Here is a 16,501-nt window from a genome sequence, read left to right as displayed (position 1 = left end):
TCACAGATGCATGGCCATCACCAGGGCATCCTCCCGACCGTGGGCGGCGGGATAATAACCGCGACGCAAGCCCACCTCGTTGAAGCCCTCGGTGCGATAAAGGGCCAGCGCCGGGACATTGGAGGGGCGCACCTCCAGGAAGACCGTCTCCACACGTCGCTCCCTGGCCAGATCCAGAAAGGACCGCAGCAGATGGCGTCCAAGACCCTGCCCCTGCATCTCCGGGCGCACGGTCAGGTTGAGCACATGGCACTCTCCCACCGCCATGGACATGACCCCATAGCCGATGAGATGACCGGTGCCGGCGTCCTCCAGCACCCAACAGGAATAGCCCACCCGCAGGCAGTCCCGGAAGATGGCCTCGGTCCATGAATACGGATACGCCCGAGGCTCCACCTCCATCACCCGTGGCACGTCATTGCGTACCATGGGGCGCAACGCCAGGTTGGGGGCAGTGACCGCGTTCATGATGGCTGTTCGGCCTGCATCTGGTCCATGGCCCGGCACAGATCCTCCCAGGACTTGCGCTTTTCCGAGGGGCGGCGAAGCAGATACGCCGGGTGGTAGGTCACCACCACCGGGATACCCCGGTACTCCAGCACACGACCGCGCAAGCTGCCCAGGGCGTCCCCGGTATCCAGCAGATTCTGGGCGGCCACCCGCCCAAGTGCCACCAGGATCTTCGGACGAATCAACTGGATCTGGCGATCCAGATAGGCCCGACAGGCACGGGCCTCCTCGGGGGAGGGATCCCGGTTACGAGGTGGATGACACTTGAGGATATTGGCGATGTACACGCCCTCCCCCCGTTTCTTGCCCAGGGCGGCGAGCATGCTGTCCAGCAACTTGCCGGCCCGCCCCACAAAGGGCTCGCCCTGACGATCTTCCTCGGCACCGGGGGCCTCACCGATAAACAGCCAATCGGCCTGACGGTCACCCACCCCGAACACAGTCTGGGTGCGGGTTTGCACAAGCTCGTTGCAATGGGTGCACTGGGCCACCCGGGCAGCCAGCCCCTCCCAATCCAGGGTGGACACCCCATCGTCCGGCTCAGGGAGATCAGGCTCATCGTAGCCCTCACCCGAGGGCATCACCGGCTCATAGGCCTCGTCGGGCCACGGCGCTTCGTCCAGCCAGGGCGGCATCTCCGGCTCCGGGGGCGATTCACGTCCCACGGAGGCATCCATCACCACGGGTGGCACCTCCACAGCTGCCGCCTGCTCCGGCACCGGTGTCGAAGCAGGCGGCATGGCCACTGGCTCTGGAGGAGACAGATCCAGGCTCGCCTCCGGTTCCCGGCGCGGTACCCAGACCTGTATCCCCATCGCCTTCAGGTACTGCCGTCGCCGGGCTTCATCCATGACCTGGCCTTGATCAGACATCTCCGCGCTGGGGATGAGCCCGATGATCGGGCGTCACGAGGCGGTTCAACGCGTTCAGGTAGGACTTGGCCGAGGCGATGACGATGTCCGTATCGGCCCCCTGTCCATTGACGATGCGCCCGGCCTTCTCCAGGCGTACGGTCACCTCACCCTGGGCATCGGTGCCACTGGTGATGTTGTTCACCGAGTACAGGAGCAATTGCGTGCCGCTGTGCATCACCGTTTCGATGGCCTTGAAGGCGGCATCCACCGGACCACTGCCCTCGGCCTCACCGTGGCGTTCCTCGCCCTCCACATTCACCGTCACCTGGGCCACCGGCGTCTCGCCGGTCTCCGAGCACACCCGCAGCGACACCAGTTTGGCGCGCTCGTATTCCATGGCGATGGCGGCCTCGGTGGCCAGGGCCTGGAGATCCTCGTCGTAGATCTCGTGCTTCTTGTCCGCCAGTTCCTTGAACCGGGCGAAGGCCTCGTTCAATTCCTCCTCGGACTCGAAATCAATGGCCAGATCCTTGAGACGGGTGCGGAAGGCGTTACGGCCTGAATGCTTGCCAAGCACGATCCGATTGTCCGACCAACCCACATCCTGAGCCCGCATGATCTCGTAGGTGTCGCGGTGCTTGAGCACGCCATCCTGATGAATGCCCGACTCATGGGCAAAGGCATTGGCGCCCACAATGGCCTTGTTGGGCTGCACCGGGAAACCGGTGATGGTGGAGACCAGCCGCGAACAGGGTACGATCTGGGTGGTGTCCAGGGTGGTGTCACAGGGGAAGACATCCTGACGGGTGCGTACCGCCATGACGACCTCTTCCAGGGCGGCATTGCCGGCACGCTCGCCGAGGCCGTTGATGGTGCATTCCACCTGCCGTGCACCATTGAGCACGGCGGCCAGGGAGTTGGCCACGGCCACGCCCAGGTCGTTGTGACAGTGCACGGAGAAGACGGCCTTGTCGGCATTGGGCACCCGCTCACGCAGGTTCTTGATCAGCTCGCCGAACTGCTGGGGGATGTTGTAGCCCACGGTGTCCGGGATGTTGATGGTGGTGGCACCCGCATCGATCACTGCCTCGATCACCCGGCAGAGGAAGTCGAGTTCGGAGCGGCCGGCATCCTCGGGGGAGAACTCCACGTTGTCCGTCCATTGGCGGGCACGCTGCACGGCCAGGACGGCCTGCTCGACCACCTGACCGGGGGTCATCTTGAGCTTGTGCTGCATGTGGATGGGCGAGGTGGCCAGAAAGGTGTGGATGCGCGCGGAGTTGGCGTCGCGCAGGGCCTCGCCGGCACGGTCGATGTCCGCCTCCTTGGCGCGGGCCAGGCCGCAGACCGTGCTTTCCTTGACCGCCCGGGCCACCGCCTGCACGGACTCGAAGTCACCGATGCTGGCAGCCGGGAAGCCCGCCTCGATCACGTCCACGCGCATCTTTTCCAGACCCTTGGCGATGCGGACCTTTTCCTCCCGGGTCATGGAAGCACCGGGGCTCTGTTCGCCGTCGCGAAGGGTGGTGTCGAAAATGAAGAGTTTTTCTTTGCCTGCCATGTCTCTGAACTCCCAGGGAACGGCCGCTGCCGTCCGCGTGTTTGGGTAGGAATTCTACACTGACCCGGGCCCTGGTTGGGGCCGGTCATTCCTGCGTTAGGGTGCGTTTGGCCTCGCCAGGCGAAGTGGTCGCCGCTAGCGCGGCAGTCGCGGCAGGGTCAGCAGAGGCAGGCAGGAGGCACGGGCCAGCGAGGCGTCCCGGGGCGGGACGCTCGTAACGAAGCCGGATTGTGCGTGGGGATGGCGCATCGCTTCATTTCCTCTTAATCGGGACTCTAGCAAAGCCCTTGCGCCGATGCAAAGCCCTAGCGTCGCCATCGGGATTTCACGAGAAACAGATACCCGCCTTCTCCGAGGCCTCGCAGGCCTGCAGGGTGTTCTTCATGAGCATGGCCACCGTCATGGGGCCCACCCCGCCCGGAACGGGCGTGATCCAGGCGGCACGCTCGGCGGCTGCATCGAACTGTACATCGCCCACCAGGCTGCCATCCTCCTGGCGGTTGATGCCCACATCGATCACCGTGGCGCCCTCGCGGATCCAGTCGCCCTGGATCAGGCCCGGGCGCCCGGCGGCGGCCACCAGGATATCCGCCCGTCCCACATGCACCGGCATGTCGTGGGTGAAGCGATGGCAGACGGTCACCGTGGCACCGGCCAGCATCAGCTCCAGGGCCATGGGCCGACCGACGATATTGGAGGCGCCAATGACCACACCGTGACGCCCCTTGTAGGTCTCCCCGGTCTCGTCCAGCAGGCGTTTCACACCGTAGGGGGTGCAGGGACGCAGGCGAGGCACGCGCAGGGCCAGGCGACCCATGTTGTAGGGATGAAAGCCGTCCACATCCTTGGCGGGGTCGATGCGCTCGATCACCTGCTCCGGGTCGATATGCCGGGGCAGCGGCAATTGCACCAGGATGCCGTCCATATTGGGGTCGGCATTGAGGTCATCGATCACGTCCAGCAGGTCGCCGAGCGAGACGTTGTCCGGCAGGTCGAAATACTGGGAGACCATGCCAACGGCGTCGCACACACGACGCTTGTTGCGCACATAGACCTGGGAGGCCGGGTCGTCGCCCACCAACACCACTGCCAGACCGGGCGGGCGCTGGCCCGCCGCAACGCGCGCCTCCACCGCCTGGCGGACCTCTTCTTGAACGGTTTTCGCGGTGGCGCGGCCATCGATGATCTGGGCAGGCATCGGGGGGTCATCCTGGGGGGTGGGAGTGTTGGCGGGATTTTCCCATTCTATGGCGCTCTAGTCCAACCATCCTGCCCTGGGCACAGGGATTTGGGCCGCCCCCAAGCCCTGGGGCGACGGATACTCCGCCAGGGCCGTTCGCGAACGGCCCGTACGGGTGCTCGGGCCAACCGCGATCGTCCGGTGGAGTGCCACCTATTCTCGACGCCAGGTGGTCCCGCCCGGGCCGTCCTCCAGGATGACCCCCTGGGCCTTGAGTTCGTCACGAATGCGGTCGGCCTCGGTGAAGTCCTTGCGCTTGCGGGCCTCCAGGCGGGCCTGGATGCGGTCCTCCACCTGGGCCTCGTCGGGGCCATCGGCACTGCCGCCCTTGAGGAAGGCCTCCGGGTCCGATTCCAGGATACCGAGCATCGCGCCCAGCTCCTTGAGCAGTCCCGCCAGTCGGGCCGCCTCATCGGCCTGCCCCTCCCGCAGCCGGTTGATCTCATGGGCCAGGTCGAACAGCACCGCAAGGGCCACGGGCGTGTTGAAGTCATCGGCCATGGCCGCATGGAAACGGGCACGGTATTGGGCACCGCCATCTTCAGCGGCTTGGGCCGGGAGCCCCCTCAGGGCCGTATACAGACGCGACAGGCCGTTGCGGGCACTCTCCAGGGCCTCGTCGTTGTAGTTCAGCGGACTGCGATAGTGGCTGCCCAGGATAAAATAGCGCACCACCTCGGCCCGATAATGCTCCAGCACCTGGCGCACGGTGAAGAAATTCCCCAGGGACTTGGACATCTTCTCTTCGTCCACCCGCACGAAGCCGTTGTGCATCCAGTAGTTCACAAAGTGCTCGCAGGTGGCCGCCTCGCTCTGGGCGATCTCGTTCTCGTGGTGGGGGAACTGCAGATCCTGTCCGCCGCCGTGGATGTCGAAGTGGTTGCCCAGAAAATGCGTGGACATGGCCGAGCACTCGATATGCCAGCCGGGGCGTCCCGCGCCCCAGGGGGCATCCCAGGCGGGCTCGCCAGGTTTGGCGGCCTTCCAGAGGACAAAGTCCATGGGGTCACGCTTGGCCTCGTCCATGGCCACTCGTTCACCGGCGCGCAGATCCTCCAGGCGCTTGCCCGACAGCTTGCCGTAGTCCTCAAAGCGGGTCACGCTGTAGTACACATCCCGGTTATCGGCCTGGTAGGCATAGCCCCGTTCCATGAGACGCTGGATCATGTGCAGGATTTCATGCACGTGCTCCGTGGCCCGGGGCTCGGCGGTGGGACGCAACACTCCCAGGGCCTCGGCGTCCTCGTGCATGGCCTGGATGAAGCGCTCCGTGAGGGCATCGATCCCCTCACCGTTCTCGGCGGCGCGACGGATGATCTTGTCATCGATATCCGTGATGTTGCGGATATAGGTCACCTCGTAGCCCAGGGCCTGGAGGTAGCGGTAGACGATGTCAAACACCACCAGCACCCGCGCATGTCCCAGGTGGCAGTAGTCGTACACGGTCATGCCACACACATACATGCGCACCCGACCGGTCTCCATGGATTTGAAGGGTTCTTTGCGGCGAGTCAGGGTGTTGTATATGTTCAGCATGTCGCGGGTCTGGCTGGATGAGTCGGGATTGGGACAGGAAATGGAGCATACCAAGTCCCACGATACACCAGAAAGGTCGGCCACGAAGCCCGACGCGCTCCGCCCCGGACGGGCAAACTTCCCCGGGGCGCCCGCAACGGCTATCATCACAGGCCACCAACGGGTGACTCCGACGGACAAAATCGCATGAAATCAATGATCCGACAGTGTGTAGTGCTCCTGGCGCTGCTGTCCTTAACCATGGGAAACCAAGTAATGGCCGAAACCGACAACCCCAAGGTCCAGATTGAGACGACCAAGGGCACCCTGGTCCTGGAACTCTACGCGGACAAGGCCCCCGAGACGGTCGAGAACTTCCTGACCTATGTGCGAGACGGCTTCTACGACGGCACCATCTTTCACCGGGTGATTCCCGGCTTCATGGTGCAGGGGGGTGGCTTCACCCCGGACATGCAGCAAAAGCCCACCCGCGATCCCATTCGCAACGAGGCCAATAACGGCCTGAGCAACGAGGTGGGCACACTGGCCATGGCCCGCACCCCCAACCCCCACTCCGCCACGGCGCAGTTCTTCATCAACGTGGAACACAATCGCTTCCTGGACTTCACCGCCGAGACACCCCAGGGCTGGGGCTACGCCGTATTCGGCAAGGTGGTGGAAGGCATGGATGTAGTGGAAAGCATTGTTGCCGTGCCCACCGGCAGTCAGGGCATGCATCAGGACGTACCCAAGGAGCCCATCGTGCTCAACAGCGTGACCGAGCAGTAAGCCTGCCCGGTGCCTCAAACGCTGTTCATTTCCGACCTGCACCTGGACAGGGATCGTCCACGGACCCTGGAGCAGTTCGCCCGGTTTCTCGCCGAGCGGGCACCCGGGTCCGATGCGCTGTACATCCTGGGCGATCTGTTCGAATACTGGATCGGCGATGATGATCCCGCTCCACACCTGGACGAGATCGTCGGCATCCTGCATCGACTGAGCAGGGAAGGACTCGCGGTCTATTTCGCCCACGGCAACCGGGACTTTCTGGTGGGTGAGGCCTTTGCCGAGCGCTGCGGCTGCGCCCTGCTGGAGACGGAGACGGTCATCGACCTTTATGGCACCCCCGTGCTGCTCATGCACGGGGATAGCCTGTGCACCGACGACGAGGAATACATGCAATTTCGTCGCATGGTGCGCACCCGTCAGTGGCAGTCGGCCTTCCTGGCCCGCCCGCTGGCGGAGCGCCATGCGGAGGCCGAGGCCATGCGCGCCCAGAGCCAGGCCTCCACCCGCAGCAAGTCGGACCGGATCACGGATGTGAATCCGGACGCGGTGGAGGATGCCCTGCGCCGCAACGGCGTACACACCCTCATCCACGGCCACACCCATCGCCCCGCCGTGCACGACTTCCACCTGGACGGCCACCCGGCCCGCCGCATCGTCCTCCCGGACTGGTACGGCGATGGTGGCGTACTGGCCTGCACGCCGCAGGGGATGGCACTGCAGGAAATCTGATTGCCCCCGTGCCCCCAATGAGAGCAACCCCCCGTGGGAGCGGCCCTCGGCCGCGAACGGCCTTCCCGCAAGCCCCTGACATCGAATCTCTCTCCCCGGGCACCCTCCGGGTTCAATGTCCAAGGAGAACCTCGGCGGCGGATGTGCCTGTCCGCAGGACGCCGGGGGATGGCGCTGCAGGACATCTGATTGCCCCCGTGCCCCCAATTGAGAGCAGCCCCCCGTGGGAGCGGCCCTCGGCCGCGAATGCTGCGGCTCCGGTCACCACCGCCCCCAGGGCTTGGCACCGGGGTGCAGAACCTTGGCGGGGGGTGTGCCTGTCCGCGGGACGCCGTGAATACCTCCCTGTAGGCTTGATCGCCGCATCCATGCGGCGAACACCCGCTCCCAGGCACACCCCCCGCCAAGGTTCGGACGCTTTGGTGGCTTTCGGTGGAGAAAGGCATTCGCGGCCGAGGGCCGCTCCCACACAGGGCATCAACTCCCACAAAGACTCAGGAGATGTGGGCGATCACCAGGTCCATGACGTTGGTGCCGGTGGGGCCGGTCTCCAGGAGGTCGCCGGAGGCTTGCAGGCAGGGGTGGGCGTTGGCGGTGGACAGGGCCTGGTCCGGGTCGAGGCCCTGGGCGCGGATGCGCTCCCAGGTGCCACCGTCCACCAGGGCGCCAGTGGCGCTCGTGACGCCATCAGAGCCATCCGTGCCTGCGGCCAGCAGGGTCACATCCGGGCAACCGGACAATACCCTTGCCGCCGCCAGGGCCAGATGCTGATTGCGTCCACCCTGCCCTGAGTTCTCCGGCAAGGTGACTGTGGTCTCGCCACCCCAGACATGCACCCCCGGGGTGGCCCTGCCCTCGTGCGTCAACCAGTGGGCCAGGGCCGCACCTCGCTCGGCCGCTTCACCCTTCAGGAACTCGCCATGAATGGTGACAGGACAATGCCGCTGGCGTGCCGCATCCCCGGCTGCCCGACAGGCATCCTCCAGTGTGGCCAGCACCCGGGCGGGCACCGAGGGGGTGGAACGTGACAGCGTGGCATGGGCGGCCATCGCCCGGTGCACCGTCTCTGACAGACCGGCGGGCAGGGTGGGCAACGGTAAGGACTCCCGGGTTGGCGTGAGCAGACCCGAGCCGATCACCGCCGGATCATTGCCGGGCACATCCGAGATCAACCAGACCTGGGCGGAACGCTGCCCCAGATACCCCCGCAAACGGCCTGCCTTGATGCGGGAAACGGCGCTGCGCACCCGGTTCATGGCCTGGATGTCCAGCCCCGATCCCAATAGCCAGCCATTGAGGCGTTGCAGATTCGCCAGTGTCATCCCCTCGGGCAAGACCTCCACGAGGCAGGACGTGCCGCCGCTGACGAGAAACAGCAGGGAGGCATCGGACGGGGTCGCCGCGATGAACGCCAGCAGCCGCTCCCCCGCCGCCAGACTGGCCTCCCCGGGCAAGGGGTGATCGGATTCCAGGCACGAGAAACGCCCGTCACGGGCCAGCGCATCATCACCATGCCCATGGCGGGTGATCACCAGCGCCCGCTCAAGCCGGCCTCCAAGGCCCGCCCGGGCACCCCGGGCCATGGCCGCGGCGGCCTTGCCGATGGCCACCCCATGCACCGGCCCCTGCGGCTCCTGAATGGCCAGCTGACGTTGCACTACCCATTCACCGTTCACGGCCTCAAGGGCCTGGTGAAAGCAATGCAGCGGGATGTCGCGATGAGATATCACGGGAATCCAGGCCTCAAGGCAAGGAAGGTTCCCGCGCCGTAAACAGGCGCCTGGGCACCCACCAAAGATAGGCGGCCAGCGCCAGCAACAACGGCAGGATGATCAGCCCGAAGAACGCCAGCAGCATATCCCCGCGGACCAGTGCAAGGCCGAGGTCCCCCAGAAAGAAGTGCCACAGGTAAACGGGCAGCAGAATGATCTGCAACAATAGGCTGACCGGAGCAAAGGCGATCGCCCACCGGGTGTCGTCGCCACCCAACTGGGTGAAGGTGATGAACCAGTCCGCGCATATCACCAGCAGCACCAGAAAGATGCCCAGTTGCACGACTGGATCTTCCGGCCCCAGCCACATCAACAACCAGGCCAGGACGGGAATGATCAGGAAGTTGCCCAACGAGGCTGCCACCAGAAAACCTCGGTCGGCAAAGGCCTCCCACAGGTGATTTAGCGTCACCAAAGTAAATTGGCGTAAAGCAGCAGACCAAGCACGAGCCAGAGCACCTCTTCCAACACCGATCCAGCCACCGGGGGTGCGGTGCCAAGGATGAGTCCGGCGAGGGAGATGAAGACTTGGTAGCACACCAGGCTCTGTCGGTTCAAGCTGTACCTCTTATGGCTTAGGTGAACCTCGAAAAAAAAAGTTCATCCTTCTGCCTTATGATAAGGAGAAGATCCCACAGTGACGATGCAGCCCATGATACCCGGACTGTTTGACCTGGATGAACGCTACGTCCTGCTATAAAGCTGGGCCATCCGCTGCCGAAGCTGAACAGGGTAGTGAACTGTGAAGCATTTCGGCCTCTTCTGGCTCGGGTCAAGATCGCTTTGAACAACATGGTATACAACCTCAAGCGCTGGACCTATCTGCAGGGGATCATCGCATGAGTCCGATGGTGGGCCATGGGTACCCCTGGGATGGGGGTGATAATGACCCATGAAGATTCCTCAATGGCGCTATTGAGATCCGGATCTTCTTGTTAACAAGCGTGATCATGGGCCATGAATTTCTGTTTCCATACCGGAGTGATAGGGTTTTAAGAAAATACGATTTTTAGAGATTCCCATCATGCAATCCGAATTCTTTATATTAGCCATATTCGCTTTTAAAATCGTCACCAACCGGCATCAAGATGAGTATTAAAAATCGAATTCTAGCCATCGTATTGACAGGGGTTTTGCTACCAACCCTTATTATTTCCATCGTGGCTTTATACCAATTTCGAGTGAGCACGTTAAAAACCTATGAACAAAGTTCGCACCAGGAAATGCAACATATCGGCAATGCGTTCAGGTTTTACCTACAAGGCCTGTCTGCTAACGTAAAAACCTTGGCCAATAGTGAAGCTTTGCAATCGCTAGATCGCTCGGTCGCCAATTATATGGCCCCCACTACTCAGACCATGATGTCGCCCCAAAACAGCCCGGTTGAAGCACAAGCCTATCGACTGTTAGAGGCCATGGGTAATTCGCGCGAAGATTTTGCCTACGTATTTCTTGGCTTGAGCAATGGTAGTTATATTCAGTGGCCGCAAGGGGAACTAGGCAATTATGACCCACGTGAGCGTCCATGGTATCAAGTAGGACAAAACAGCGGCAATACCCCCGTACGCGTAACTCCCTATGAAGATGTGATCACAGGGGCACCACTGCTCGACTATGTCATCGAATTCTCAGCAAAGGACGGCTTGAAGGGAGTAGCTGCTGTCGATGTAACTTTGAGTGCACTGACTGACATGCTTGGTGAAGTGTCACTCGGTCAGTCTGGCTATATTGTGCTGGTCGAGGATACGGGCACTATTTTGGCAGACCCCAACAACCCGGAAAACAACTTCAAGTCCCTTGACAGCGTGAACAGCGTATATAGTGGTCACATGCTCAGTGAGGCGCTGACCGCTTTGTCTTTTGATGGTAATGACTACTTCGTTAACCAGTATAACGCATCGGATAGTGGCTGGCGTTTAATCGGCATTGTACCGCAAAGGGAAGTGCTCAGACAGGTTGATCGCCTGCAAACGGCAATCATCTCAATCGGCATTATTTTAGTTTTATTTTTTGGGCTATTGGGCTATTTTCTCACGAATCGCATATCGTCATCCATCATCGCGATTAGCGACGGCTTGAGCGATGCAGCTAGCGGCGATGGAGATTTAACGAAGCGCCTTCCAGTCACCAGTAAAGATGAGTTGGGCACCACCGCTTCGGCGTTCAACCAGTTTGTAGATGTGATCCAGTCGCTCATTGTCGGCATCAAAGATCGCTCACTGAAGCTGACTTTGCATGCAGACCATACTACGCAGTTTGCGAAACAACTGGATGGTGCCAGTCAACGCCAGCATTCTTCACTAGAGCAGATCGCCACCGCCTTCCATCAGATGGTAGCAACAGCCAATGAAATTTCTCAAAACTGCAATCAGACCGCCGATTCTGCTCAGCAGTGCCAAAGCGAGGTCGATAAAGGCATGGCACTGATGAATAACACCCGCACGGCAGTGCAAACAATGGCTGATACGCTCAACGAAGCTGATGCCGCGATGGGTGAACTTACCAAGGAGAACGACAATATCACAACCATGCTTGATACCATCCGCGGCATTGCAGATCAAACGAACTTGCTGGCATTAAACGCATCGATTGAGTCGGCACGGGCAGGCGAACATGGCCGTGGCTTTGCTGTGGTGGCTGATGAGGTACGGGTGCTGTCGAGAAAAACGAGTAAGTCGACAGAAAAAATTGATACATTGTTGCAGGCGTTGACTCAACGAACTCGTGAACTCTCTGATAAGCTGCAAGGCAGCGTGGCGCACTCTGAAACCACCACGCGTGCAAGCGAAGAGGCGTTGGCAGTATTTGGCACCATCCAAATGCTGGTGGGGCAGATTCATGATATGGCCACGCAGATCGCAACTGCCACTGAACAGCAACATGCGGTCTCGGAGAACATTAATCAGAACGTGACCCATGTGCTTGATGGGGCAAATAGTACGGCCTCAACAGCGGAACAAACCAACGCAACGGCTACTGAACTGCGGCTGGTGGCCTCAGAACTTTCCGATCTTGTCAACCGCTTTAAAACCGACAAGGCAACCTCTTGAGATGAGTTGCCCGGGGTCACTCGCAGCTCTGCCGCATGAGTCAAAGACTCTTGATCCTGGCCGTAATCGGGATAGCACCCCGCCGCAACGCTAGCAGAGCAGATCACTATGATCCCCACCCGTTCTGTCCAGTAGGCGGAACGGGTGGGGAAATGGGTGATGACGGTGTTGACCCGCTCGTCGGCGGGGGCTGGTTTCATGCTCCTAGCAGTGAATTGTGTACCGCGAAACCGGATTGAACCTGAAGTCCGGGGGGGATAAACCCCATCTGGCCATAGGACGACTGCCAGGGTTTCGGTAGACTCATCAATCCGACCACCTGCGGCCTCACCACACCCCACGGAAACCCCATGCGCCATTGCGACCTCACCCTGGCCTATACCGAGACCAGCGGAGGCATCCGCACCTATATCGATGCCAAGCGGCAGCACATCGCCCGACATACCGAACACGAGCATGTGCTCATCATCCCCGGTGAACGGGACCGGATCATCCAGGATGGCCGCCTCACTCGCATCGAGATCCAATCCCCCCTGATCCCTGGCTGTCATCCCTACCGTTTCTTCACGCGCCCCCACCGGGTGCTTCGGGCATTGCGGGAGGCGGCACCGGATGCGGTGGAATTGGGGAGTTTCTTCACCTGCCCCTGGGCGGCTTTCCGCTACCGGGCCGACCGGTTGCAGGCGGGTCACCGGCCCCTGGTAGCCGCCTACTTCCATACCGACATCGCCAGCGCCTATGTGGGCGCCCCGCTACGCCGTCGCCTGTCCGCCCTTCCGGGCACATGGGGAGACAAGGCTGGCCAGGGTATGGAGTCCACGGCCCGACGTCTCTTCGGCCGCGTCTTTCGCCACTGCGACCTCACCCTGGCCGCCACGGGCCAGCAGGCCGATCGCCTGCGCCAATACGGCGTGGGCGGCACTCACATCGTGCCCCTGGGCGTGGATACGCTGCTCTTCAACCCCGCACGCCGGGACTCCAGCTGGCGCGCCGAGCTCGGACTGGACCCGGAGGACATCCTGCTGCTCTACTGCGGCCGTCTGGATGGGGAGAAGGATGTGCTCACACTGGCCCGGGCCTTCGAGTGCCTGAACCGGGATGGGCCCTCTGATGGGCCGCGCTTCGTGATGGCAATGATGGGGGCCGGTCCGCACCGGGAGGCCCTGGAGACCCGGGCGCGCGACCTGCCAGGGCTGCGACTACTGGACTACGAGTCGGACCGGCCCGCCTATGCCCGCGCCCTGGCGAGCGCCGATATCTACGTCACCGCCGGCCCCCACGAGACCTTCGGCCTGTCGGTGGTCGAGGCCCAGGCCAGCGGCCTGCCGGTGGTGGGGGTCGAGGCCGGCGCCCTGAAAGAACATGTGCGACCGGACCGGGGACGACTGGGTCCGGTGGGGGATGCTGAAGCCATGGCTGGCCATATCCGGCAGGTGGCAGTGCAACACCAAACCCTGGGGGCGGCGGCACGGCATCACGTGCTGGCCTCAGGCTACGCCTGGGAACAGACACTCGACCGGCTGCTGGCTCTCTACGATGAGGCCCTTTCTCCCAGGCCCGCACCGGGGGTTGCCGCCGCCGGCCAGCGACGCAGCAGCGCGTGGGATGGTGCCCCACCCTGAGACCACCGGCCTTTCCGCACACCGCATTGCGTTGCGCAGGAGATCACGCCCTGGTCTTGGCAGCCACCGTTTTTTTCTCCGGGTGTCGCCAGCGCCAGACAGCCTTTTCCAGCTCCACCAGAAGCAGGACCACCACGCCATACGCCAGAATCAATCCCCACTGACTCAGGCTCAGGGGGGCGCTCTGGAACAGCAGGTTCATGAACGGCGTGTAGACGAACAGCAACTGCGCCACCGCCATGCCAGTGATGCCCCACCAGATCCAGTGATTGGAGAACGGGTGGGTCTGGAACACGCTGCGGGTGAGCGAGCGGCAATTGAGCAGGAAGAAGCTCTGCACCACCACGAACAGGCTCACCGCCAGGGTGCGCGCCTCCTCGATGCTGGCGCCCTGCATCAGCGACCACTGGAACAGGCCAAAGGCCCCCAGCAACAGCAAGGCGCTCACCGAGAAGATGCGCCCGATGGTCTCGCCGTTGAGGATGGGCATATTCGTTTGACGGGGCGCCCGGCCCATGATCCCGGGCTCCCGTGGTTCGAAGGCCAGCATCAGACCCAGGAACACCGCCGTGGTCATATTCAGCCACAGCGCCTGCACCGGCAACACCGGCAGCGTCACACCCAGCAAAACGGCCACCATGATCACCAGGCCCTGCCCCAGGTTGGTGGGCAGGATCCAGGTGATGAACTTGAGCAGGTTATCGAAGACATTGCGGCCTTCTTCCACGGCCGCCTCGATGGAACTGAAGTTATCATCCGCCAGTACCATATCGGAGGCGTCGCGGGAGACCTCGGTCCCGTTGATCCCCATGGCCACACCGATGTTGGCCCGCTTCAGGGCCGGGGCATCATTGACCCCGTCGCCGGTCATGGCCACCACATGCCCCTGGGCCTGCAACGCCTCCACCAGCTGCAGTTTCTGTTCCGGGGCCACCCGGGCAAACACCGACACCGCCTCGCTGGCCCGCGCCAATTCCGTCGGCGTCATGTTGCCCAACTCACGCCCTGTCAGGACTTGTTGTGATGCCTGTTCCCCGTCGCGGAGGATACCGATACGCTCGGCAATGGCACGGGCCGTCAGGGCGTGGTCACCGGTGATCATCTTCACCCGGATACCGGCCTGACGGCAGGTTTCCACCGAATGCACCACCGCTTCCCGAGGCGGATCGATCATGGCCTGCAAGCCGAGAAAGATCAGACGATCCTCGGCGCGCTCCGGATCGGGCACCTGGAGGTGGTCCAGGTCCGATTCGCGCATGGCAAAGGCCAGCACCCTCAGCCCCTGGGCCGCCAGCTGATCGGCCTGCTCATGCAGCCGCTTGGAATCCAGGGGACGCAATTCACCATCGGCAGTCATGATGCGGTCGCAGTGGGCAATCACCCGCTCCGCGGACCCCTTCATGTACACCCGATAGCCGCCCTCATGGCGATGCAGGGTGGCCATGTACTGACGGTCCGACTCAAAGGGAATCGCATCGACCCTTTTCAGCTCACGTCGCAGGGGGTGCCGCTCCATGCCCGCCTTGAGGGCGCTGGTGATCAATGCCCCCTCGGTGGGATCACCCTGCACGGTCCAGCGCCCCTCCTGTTCCACCAGCTCACTGTCATTGCTCAGCAGGCCCGCCAACAGGCACTGATAGAGGGCTTCATGCCCGGCAACGGGCCCGGCCAACGGTTCGCCGTCCTGGAGGATCTGACCCTGGGGTTCGTACCCGGCGCCGCTCAACTCGAAGGTGGTATCGTCGACCAGGATGCGCTGTACCGTCATCTGGTTTTCGGTGAGGGTGCCGGTCTTGTCGGAACAGATCACCGTGGTGGAACCCAGGGTCTCCACCGCCGGCAGCTTGCGAATGATGGCATTGCGCAGGGCCATGCGGCGCACGCCGATGGCCAGGGTGATGGTCACCACCGCCGGCAGCCCTTCAGGTATGGCAGCGACCGCCAGGGCCACGGCGGCCATGAAGGTGTCCACCCAGGACTGACCGTAAAGCAGGCCCACACCGAAGGTGACCCCAGCCAGCACGAGGATCACCCAGAGCAGCACCCGGCTGAAAGCATTGATCTTGCGGGTGAGTGGCGTTTCCAGGCTCACCGCCTCACTGATCATATCCGCGATCTTGCCGGTCTCGGTGCGGTTCCCCGTAGCGGTCACCACGGCCCGGCCCGTTCCATAGGTCACCAGGGTGCCGGCAAAGGCCATGTTGCTGCGATCCGCCAGCACGGTGTTCGAGTCCAATGGCTTGGACTGCTTCTCCACAGCCACGGACTCGCCGGTGAGGGTGGACTCATCGATCTGCAGATCGCGGGCCGACACCATGCGCATGTCGGCCGGCACCTTATCGCCGGAGGCCAGCAGAACGATGTCACCAGGTACCAGTTCAGCGGCCGGCACCTCCATGCGCTGTCCCTGCCGCATCACCGTGGCGGTGGAGGAGAGCATGTGCTTGAGGGACTGGATGGCATCCTCGGCCTTGGATTCCTGCACATAACCGATGATGGCGTTGATCAGGATCACGGCAAAGATGACCCCCGAGTCCACGTATTCCCCCAGGACCAGGGTCACGACGGTGGCGATCAGGAGGATGTAGATCAGCGGGTTGTGGAACTGCAGCAGCAGCCGTTTGAACCACGACATGGCCTTCGCAGTGGCCAGGGTATTGGGGCCGTAGGTGGCCAGACGTTCCCGAACCTGCTCGTCCGTGAGGCCGTCATGCTCCTGGGTTTCCAGTGTTTCCAGCACCTCGCTGCAAGGCCGCTGGTACCAATCATCCTGCATCGGTTGATCCATGGGAGGAGAACTCCAAAGCCGAGCGCATTTCGGCAAGATGGCTGATGTCAAACCCCCGAGTGTACCGTAAT

13 protein-coding genes are annotated in these 16,501 nt (G+C 62.5%); 4 read left to right on the top strand and 9 right to left on the bottom strand.

Translation table 11 applies throughout. The features are described 5' to 3' along the window. The 5 genes from rimI to cysS all read right to left on the bottom strand — a co-directional run bounded on the left by rimI (window position 1) and on the right by cysS (window position 5,701). Window positions 1–468 carry a ribosomal protein S18-alanine N-acetyltransferase gene (gene rimI, locus BMY52_RS12340; protein WP_090254852.1) on the bottom strand — a complete coding sequence of 156 codons (468 nt, stop codon included), beginning with the start codon at window positions 466–468 and terminating at the stop codon, window positions 1–3. Further along, complete coding sequence (locus tag BMY52_RS12335) at window positions 465–1,382, bottom strand: uracil-DNA glycosylase (RefSeq protein ID WP_238628092.1); 918 nt, start codon at window positions 1,380–1,382, stop codon at window positions 465–467. Before BMY52_RS12335 ends, rimI begins: the two co-directional genes overlap by 4 nt. Further along, entirely contained in the window at window positions 1,375–2,925 is a 1,551-nt protein-coding gene (locus BMY52_RS12330) for a 2-isopropylmalate synthase (RefSeq protein WP_090254850.1), read from the bottom strand. Before BMY52_RS12330 ends, BMY52_RS12335 begins: the two co-directional genes overlap by 8 nt. A 325-nt stretch (window positions 2,926–3,250) precedes the next feature. Next, a complete protein-coding gene (gene folD / locus BMY52_RS12325; RefSeq protein WP_090254848.1) occupies window positions 3,251–4,123 on the bottom strand; it encodes a bifunctional methylenetetrahydrofolate dehydrogenase/methenyltetrahydrofolate cyclohydrolase FolD in 873 nt (290 codons plus the stop codon). A gap of 195 nt (window positions 4,124–4,318) precedes the next feature. Beyond that, complete coding sequence (gene cysS, locus BMY52_RS12320; RefSeq protein WP_090254846.1) at window positions 4,319–5,701, bottom strand: cysteine--tRNA ligase; 1,383 nt, start codon at window positions 5,699–5,701, stop codon at window positions 4,319–4,321. A 255-nt stretch (window positions 5,702–5,956) separates the two neighbouring features. On the opposite strand from cysS, the gene BMY52_RS12315 reads away from it, so the two are divergent. Further along, the gene (locus BMY52_RS12315; RefSeq protein ID WP_274520332.1) at window positions 5,957–6,469 is read left to right on the top strand and encodes a peptidylprolyl isomerase; all 513 of its coding nucleotides are present in this window, start codon (window positions 5,957–5,959) and stop codon (window positions 6,467–6,469) included. A 9-nt stretch (window positions 6,470–6,478) separates the two neighbouring features. Continuing rightward, window positions 6,479–7,198, top strand: coding sequence for a UDP-2,3-diacylglucosamine diphosphatase (locus tag BMY52_RS12310; protein ID WP_090254842.1), 720 nt, complete (start codon window positions 6,479–6,481; stop codon window positions 7,196–7,198). A gap of 494 nt (window positions 7,199–7,692) precedes the next feature. Here the strand turns inward: BMY52_RS12310 and BMY52_RS12305 are convergent, their stop codons facing one another. From BMY52_RS12305 to BMY52_RS15435, 3 genes are read right to left on the bottom strand one after another with little or no spacing between them, the layout of a single operon-like run. Next, complete coding sequence (locus BMY52_RS12305; RefSeq protein WP_245740843.1) at window positions 7,693–8,928, bottom strand: glycerate kinase type-2 family protein; 1,236 nt, start codon at window positions 8,926–8,928, stop codon at window positions 7,693–7,695. 13 nt (window positions 8,929–8,941) lie between these two features. Continuing rightward, on the bottom strand, window positions 8,942–9,382 hold the full coding sequence (locus BMY52_RS12300; RefSeq protein WP_177169955.1) for a hypothetical protein: 441 nt from the start codon (window positions 9,380–9,382) through the stop codon (window positions 8,942–8,944). Then, window positions 9,379–9,528: a hypothetical protein gene (locus BMY52_RS15435; protein WP_177169954.1), complete on the bottom strand. Its 150-nt coding sequence runs from the start codon at window positions 9,526–9,528 to the stop codon at window positions 9,379–9,381. The genes BMY52_RS12300 and BMY52_RS15435 overlap by 4 nt, the downstream gene beginning before the upstream one ends. 530 nt (window positions 9,529–10,058) lie before the next feature. Here BMY52_RS15435 and BMY52_RS12295 point away from each other — a divergent pair. After that, window positions 10,059–12,020, top strand: coding sequence for a methyl-accepting chemotaxis protein (locus BMY52_RS12295; RefSeq protein WP_090254838.1), 1,962 nt, complete (start codon window positions 10,059–10,061; stop codon window positions 12,018–12,020). A gap of 350 nt (window positions 12,021–12,370) precedes the next feature. Next, complete coding sequence (locus BMY52_RS12290) at window positions 12,371–13,642, top strand: glycosyltransferase (protein ID WP_090254837.1); 1,272 nt, start codon at window positions 12,371–12,373, stop codon at window positions 13,640–13,642. 43 nt (window positions 13,643–13,685) lie between these two features. Here BMY52_RS12290 and BMY52_RS12285 read toward each other — a convergent pair whose 3' ends face one another. Then, window positions 13,686–16,430, bottom strand: a complete 2,745-nt coding sequence (locus BMY52_RS12285; RefSeq protein ID WP_090254834.1) for a cation-translocating P-type ATPase — start codon at window positions 16,428–16,430, stop codon at window positions 13,686–13,688. Between the last annotated feature and the right edge of the window lie 71 nt (window positions 16,431–16,501).

The organism is Ectothiorhodospira marina (assembly GCF_900109495.1).
Taxonomy (GTDB): Bacteria; Pseudomonadota; Gammaproteobacteria; order Ectothiorhodospirales; family Ectothiorhodospiraceae; genus Ectothiorhodospira; species Ectothiorhodospira marina.
Note: the sequence above shows the minus strand (reverse complement) of the source record. Positions and strands in the feature narration are given on the sequence as shown.

Bases quoted from the DNA above. Each gene is read 5' to 3' on its own strand.
- rimI (WP_090254852.1), bottom strand. From the start codon at position 468: ATGAACGCGGTCACTGCCCCCAACCTGGCGTTGCGCCCCATGGTACGC.
- BMY52_RS12335 (WP_238628092.1), bottom strand. From the start codon at position 1,382: ATGTCTGATCAAGGCCAGGTCATGGATGAAGCCCGGCGACGGCAGTAC.
- BMY52_RS12330 (WP_090254850.1), bottom strand. From the start codon at position 2,925: ATGGCAGGCAAAGAAAAACTCTTCATTTTCGACACCACCCTTCGCGAC.
- folD (WP_090254848.1), bottom strand. From the start codon at position 4,123: ATGCCTGCCCAGATCATCGATGGCCGCGCCACCGCGAAAACCGTTCAA.
- cysS (WP_090254846.1), bottom strand. From the start codon at position 5,701: ATGCTGAACATATACAACACCCTGACTCGCCGCAAAGAACCCTTCAAA.
- BMY52_RS12315 (WP_274520332.1), top strand. From the start codon at position 5,957: ATGGCCGAAACCGACAACCCCAAGGTCCAGATTGAGACGACCAAGGGC.
- BMY52_RS12295 (WP_090254838.1), top strand. From the start codon at position 10,059: ATGAGTATTAAAAATCGAATTCTAGCCATCGTATTGACAGGGGTTTTG.
- BMY52_RS12290 (WP_090254837.1), top strand. From the start codon at position 12,371: ATGCGCCATTGCGACCTCACCCTGGCCTATACCGAGACCAGCGGAGGC.
- BMY52_RS12285 (WP_090254834.1), bottom strand. From the start codon at position 16,430: ATGGATCAACCGATGCAGGATGATTGGTACCAGCGGCCTTGCAGCGAG.